This window comes from Psychrobacillus sp., assembly GCF_056205495.1.
Window position 1 is genome coordinate 1 of sequence record NZ_JBAEAP010000116.1, and the last position, 5,151, is coordinate 5,151.

6 protein-coding genes are annotated in these 5,151 nt (G+C 34.3%); all 6 read left to right on the forward strand.

From position 1 onward, the window contains the following. On the forward strand, positions 1–887 hold an 887-nt coding region (locus tag AC06OU_RS03515; protein WP_475854017.1), incomplete at its 5' end, for an ATP-binding protein. A gap of 339 nt (positions 888–1,226) precedes the next feature. Beyond that, complete coding sequence (locus tag AC06OU_RS03520) at positions 1,227–1,820, forward strand: hypothetical protein (RefSeq protein WP_475854018.1); 594 nt, start codon at positions 1,227–1,229, stop codon at positions 1,818–1,820. Between the two features lie 43 nt (positions 1,821–1,863). Further along, positions 1,864–2,919, forward strand: coding sequence for a hypothetical protein (locus tag AC06OU_RS03525; RefSeq protein WP_475854019.1), 1,056 nt, complete (start codon positions 1,864–1,866; stop codon positions 2,917–2,919). Further along, entirely contained in the window at positions 2,916–4,169 is a 1,254-nt protein-coding gene (locus AC06OU_RS03530) for a nitrilase-related carbon-nitrogen hydrolase (protein ID WP_475854020.1), read from the forward strand. The genes AC06OU_RS03525 and AC06OU_RS03530 overlap by 4 nt, the downstream gene beginning before the upstream one ends. Before the next feature lie 20 nt (positions 4,170–4,189). Then, the gene (locus AC06OU_RS03535; RefSeq protein WP_475854022.1) at positions 4,190–4,435 is read left to right on the forward strand and encodes a DUF7662 domain-containing protein; all 246 of its coding nucleotides are present in this window, start codon (positions 4,190–4,192) and stop codon (positions 4,433–4,435) included. Between the two features lie 97 nt (positions 4,436–4,532). Then, positions 4,533–5,151, forward strand: a 619-nt coding sequence (locus AC06OU_RS03540; protein ID WP_475854024.1) for a DUF4145 domain-containing protein, incomplete at its 3' end; no start/stop codon positions are given.

The window sequence follows — 5,151 nt, forward strand, 5'->3', positions numbered from 1 at the left end:
AGAGTCAGCTTAACTCAAACTTCTTAGACCTGTTAGGTGACCGCCTAGAGGAACGGATTGTTTATTATGAAGGGTTCCCTATCAATCCATTCCGTCGTCGAGAAAAAATAATTGCTGGAAAATCGTTCTTAGAGAAAGAGTCCGATACGGCATCTAGAATCCGTAATGTATTCGCTTCAGTCTATAAACAATTTGGCGACCAGCAGCAAAGTGCGATTTATCGTGCAGCTAAAAAATGTATTGAAATGTATGGGGAAAAAGCAAATATGCAATTAATGCTAGAAGTACTGCAGGATTTACCAGACACCACCACGGCGGTCGCTGCCTCTATCGTTAGTAAGCTAAGTGTATTTGTAGATATTGATCCATTTGACTATAATAACGAATTCACATGGGATGATTATTTCACAGCAGACGGTAAAGTGTTTGTCATTCAATTTGAGGGATTCGATCAAGATGATATTAAGAAGCTTATGACCGAATTTATACTATGGGATTTGTTCTCCTATGCTCAAGGTGGTAATGTCAGTAAGCCTTTACCAATCATTTTAGATGAGGCGCAGAATCTAGATTTCGGAAGTAACTCTCCCTCAGAAAAAATATTGCGTGAGGGACGTAAATTCGGCTTATCTGCCTGGTTTGCTACTCAAACGTTCAGCAACTTTTCGATAGCAGAGCGAACAGTTTTAGAAAATGCAGCCACTTCTATTTTCTTTAAACCAGCAGAAAGTGAGCTAAGCCTGGTAGGTAAGAAAATGAATATTCATAACCTAGATGAATTACGTTTCTTACAAAAGGGTGAATGTATTATTCAAGGTCAATTCATGGAGAATGGTCATTTAAGTGAACCGAAATCTGTTAAGGTTAAAGTTCCTGAGATAAAATGAATTGATGTGACGATAATATAGTTTAATGAAGGTGAGGAGGAGCAATTGATGCTCCTCCTTTTTTTAAAGATTTCTTTATACTAGTAACTATTTAGTTCTTCTTCTGCCATTTGTTATATTAATCTTTTTACAACACTGTTAGACAAATAGTGTTGTTTTTTTATTTATATCTAAAAAACTAAAGGTTTATTTTTCAAACATAATTTGTAAATAAAATATTAAATTGTACTATATTATTGTTTGCTGTAAAATATAGGATATTAATGTTACTATAATCAGATTTCATTTGAACTATTTCAAGTCTACACAAGTCTCTTTCGTGAGAAGGTGGAAAACGAAATGAAAATAAAACATATGCCTAAACAAGATGCTTTCGAAATATCTATTAGTTTCCAGGGATTTATTAATCAATTAGAAGATTTACATAAGAGTAATATATTTTTCTCTACATATAAACAGGGTTCGACGGTGGATGGGTTTATACCTTTAATGGATTCGATGTATGTTCGAATTAATATTATTCATAAACTGGGAGCAATTGTGAAAATTGAAGATGTTATTAGTAAAAAGGGGTTTATTAAAATGAAAGTAGATGCCCCCAAACAGCTGATAGTAATAACAATATTTAGAGAAGCTTTTAATGGGTTATCAGCTGGATATTTTGAGAGTAGGGCTCACATTAGGTCTCCCTTACTAAATGATTTTTATATAGATATATCCTTATCCACCAGCCAAGAACTAATAATGGAAAGATGGAATAAAAAATCCTCTCCGAATCAGAATGCACTAAAAAAGGATCTTATAGAATGTGATAATAATAGATTCAGTTGGAGTCAAAACACTGATGGTGGACGTAAGAGGAATGAGCTTTTAACTGGGAATGGAAATAATATTAGACATGGTCTCAAAATGAATGGTAAAAAAAGAAAGTAGATTTAATACAGTAGATATCATTATATTCTAAGGGGGATAGGTCATGAGTAAATTATCGACATTGACAATTCAAGAACGCTTAATTGAATTGGGAGAAGGTATGGGATTACGTGCGGAGAAAGAGTACTCTTTTCCAAGAGCTGTTGGGTACAATCCTCGCTATGATGTTATCTGGTTTATAGATGTAGAGAGCCTTCATATTGCTAACTTAAAGGGTGTAGAACTAATAGATAAAAAATGGCTGCCTTTTGCATCCTTTGAAGTGGAAGGTTCAACTACTTCATCTAAAAATCAGGTTGGAAATGTGGGGAATTTATTTATATCGCCATGTCAGTATCATTTTATGATTGTCGCTAATCGGGAAGCAGGAAAAGAAAATGATACATATCGACGAGGAGTTAAAATTGTAAGAACAATGCAAGAGTTGATGGGAAATAAAAATATTATCTTTTTAGACGCTTCCATGCTACCAGAGCAAATTCCAAATCAGACAACTCTTTTAACTAAACCTGAACCTAAAATACGGGTCAAAGGTTCCGGAGGAGAAACCATTTCTTTACCTATTGCAGAAAAAGTAATAAAAATACTCGCCGAAACTAACCTTACTGTTCATCTTGATTATGCATCGGACTATTTTAAAATCCATTTTCAGAATAAGAAGCTAAACTTAATTTCAAACGACTTTACTTATGATCCACTATCATTTGAACGTAAAAAAATTAAAGGGGTATCACACTATTATTACTGTCCAAAGGTGGATATTTCAGCTGGCTTCTTTGTTTCAGGTGGATTTTTAGATTTCTTGAAGCATATTGGAGAAAATTTACGTGAGGATAAACAATTATATCCGTTGCTTCAGTACGTAAATGACGAAAAAAGAGTACAAGATATATATTATCCATTACTTGGTATAGAAATAGAGACAGGTGATTCTAAACATGCGATTGGAGGCCTGGTCAATGCGGGACGCTTACATCAAATTGGCTGGCTTGTTGGAACTGATTCAATGGTAAATAGTGTTGAGACATATCAATATTACTTAGGTTTACGAAACACACATTACATTTCTATTAACCAACTAGACGAGGTGTTAACATGAAGGTTTTATTAGTTCAACCATATGGAGATAATCATGAATACGATTACGAGATTATTTCTATTGAAATCAAAGAACTATTAAAGAAATCTAAGCAACCTGTGGATTTAGTTGTTTTTCCAGAGGGATATGAATATGCAGAAAATGTTAAGGAATGCTGGGATAAAGTCATAGATGTAGCTAATGATTTAAATACACCAGTTTTAATGGGATTTTCAACATCAATTGGTACAGAAGAAGCCTATTACTTTAATCCTCATGTAGATCCAAATAATTCTAAGGGAGAGACAGTTAACTCTCTATATATAAAACATTCAACCTCGCCCCGTGTGTTTTTTGACGATTCCTATGATGATGAATCTATCAGTCTCGTATATAGTCCGTTCATTTTAAAAGGAAAGAAAATTCAAATTTGCATTTGCCATGACATGTTTTACCCTCTGTTAATGGAACGTCTAGAACTCGAAGGCATGGATATGCTAATTAATCTAACTGGTGGTAACGTTAAAATGTCAAAATGGGGAAGTATCTTAAAAGGTAGGTCATTAGAAATTCAAGGCCCCGTATTGTGCACGATGGGGAATAGAACTTCGATGGGGCAGAAATCAGACCGTATTACTTATAACAACGGAAACCTGTTAAAGCCAACTCATACTATGAGAGATGGTACTAAGCAAAATGCATATTCAATTTTCGATTTGGATCAAAAACAGACAAGCCCTCAGGCGGAACCATTTTATAGTGATAAGCAATATAAGCACTTTACAGTAGGATATCATGATGAAGATGTCGTTATTTCCGAAGAAGGATTCTTAATTTCTAATGTACCTGAAATAGACATATTGGAATCTTCTATTCGATTGAAAAAGAGTAAAAATATTATCCATGTACATGCTTGTACTGAAGAGAATCTTTATGATCGGAAATATGTTTTCCTTCAACCACGTTTTGAAAAGGATCACGAGGTTTTTATATATCACTGTAAAAATAATATTGATTATAATACTGCAGTAGCTTTTGCAAAGCTGAGAGTTATTGAAAATCGAATAGCAGTTGTAATAAGTACTCCAGACTATACTATAGGTGCTAAAACTAATCGTTATAAGGATGTTCAGTTATTCCGAGGGGAATCAATCGGTTTTGATTTAGAGCATATGTATGGCTTTGATAGTGTTTATGAAAAGTCAATTAAATCAGCAAACGGCATAAATCTAATATTCAAAGAAAAGTATGAAAGTCTAATCGATCTTTAAAAGGATGCGGGTGAGATAATTTGCGTGGAGAGAAATATTTACAGCTGCAACAATTCTTGAAATCCAATGGGTCGGAAAATATTATTCTTTCTTTTGAAAATATAGAAATGATACTAGGCTTTAAACTCCCGGGTTCAGCATATAAATACTCTGCTTGGTGGAGTAATCATATTGGTTCACACACACAGGCTCATTCATGGAAGGATGCAGGATATAAGACCGAATCGGTTCAATTAGGGAAACAGGTGGTTTTTATAAAAGAGTGAAGTTAAGTTGATTATGTTTTATAGTTAATCCTATAAAGAAGAGACTATGAAATGATGCTGATTAGTTAATAAAGAAATTCAAGTCAGGAGACTTAAAATGGAAAAATCATCTTATTTTTATCAATTTCTTGAACCCATTTCAAAAGAACTTGCATTAGTTGCACGCGAACTTGAACATAGTATTTTCACAAGCCCTCGAACAATGCTCACGCATGCAAGAATATTTGTAGAGAATATCCTGCAACAAGTGATTAGAGAGGAAAAACTGCCTGATGAGCAATGGACGAATTTGAAGGATAGAATTGACTTGTTGAATCAAAATGGTTATTTGACGACAGAAATTAGAGATGCTTTACATTTTGTTCGTCAGACTGGAAACCAAGCTGCTCACGATACTAGAATGTTTCGTTATTCAGAAGCATTACTGTCATGGGAGTCCGTCTATCAAATAGTCAAGTGGTATGTGGAGGTTTATGGTCCAGTTGACTTTAATGTTCCTCCATACCACGATCCTACTCTAAAAGCGCAACAATCATATGAAATAACAGAAATTGAAGAGCGTCTAAAGTCTTTGGAAAACCTACTTATATCATCTATGGAAAAGCCTAAGGTAGATTCAGTAATAACACCGGAAGCAGAGGTAGCAGCAACTACATTAGAATTTGAGCAGCCAGGCTTTACAACAATTCGTACAATTACATATAAGGATCAAAAGC

Bases quoted from the DNA above. Each gene is read 5' to 3' on its own strand.
- AC06OU_RS03520 (WP_475854018.1), top strand. From the start codon at position 1,227: ATGAAAATAAAACATATGCCTAAACAAGATGCTTTCGAAATATCTATT.
- AC06OU_RS03525 (WP_475854019.1), top strand. From the start codon at position 1,864: ATGAGTAAATTATCGACATTGACAATTCAAGAACGCTTAATTGAATTG.
- AC06OU_RS03530 (WP_475854020.1), top strand. From the start codon at position 2,916: ATGAAGGTTTTATTAGTTCAACCATATGGAGATAATCATGAATACGAT.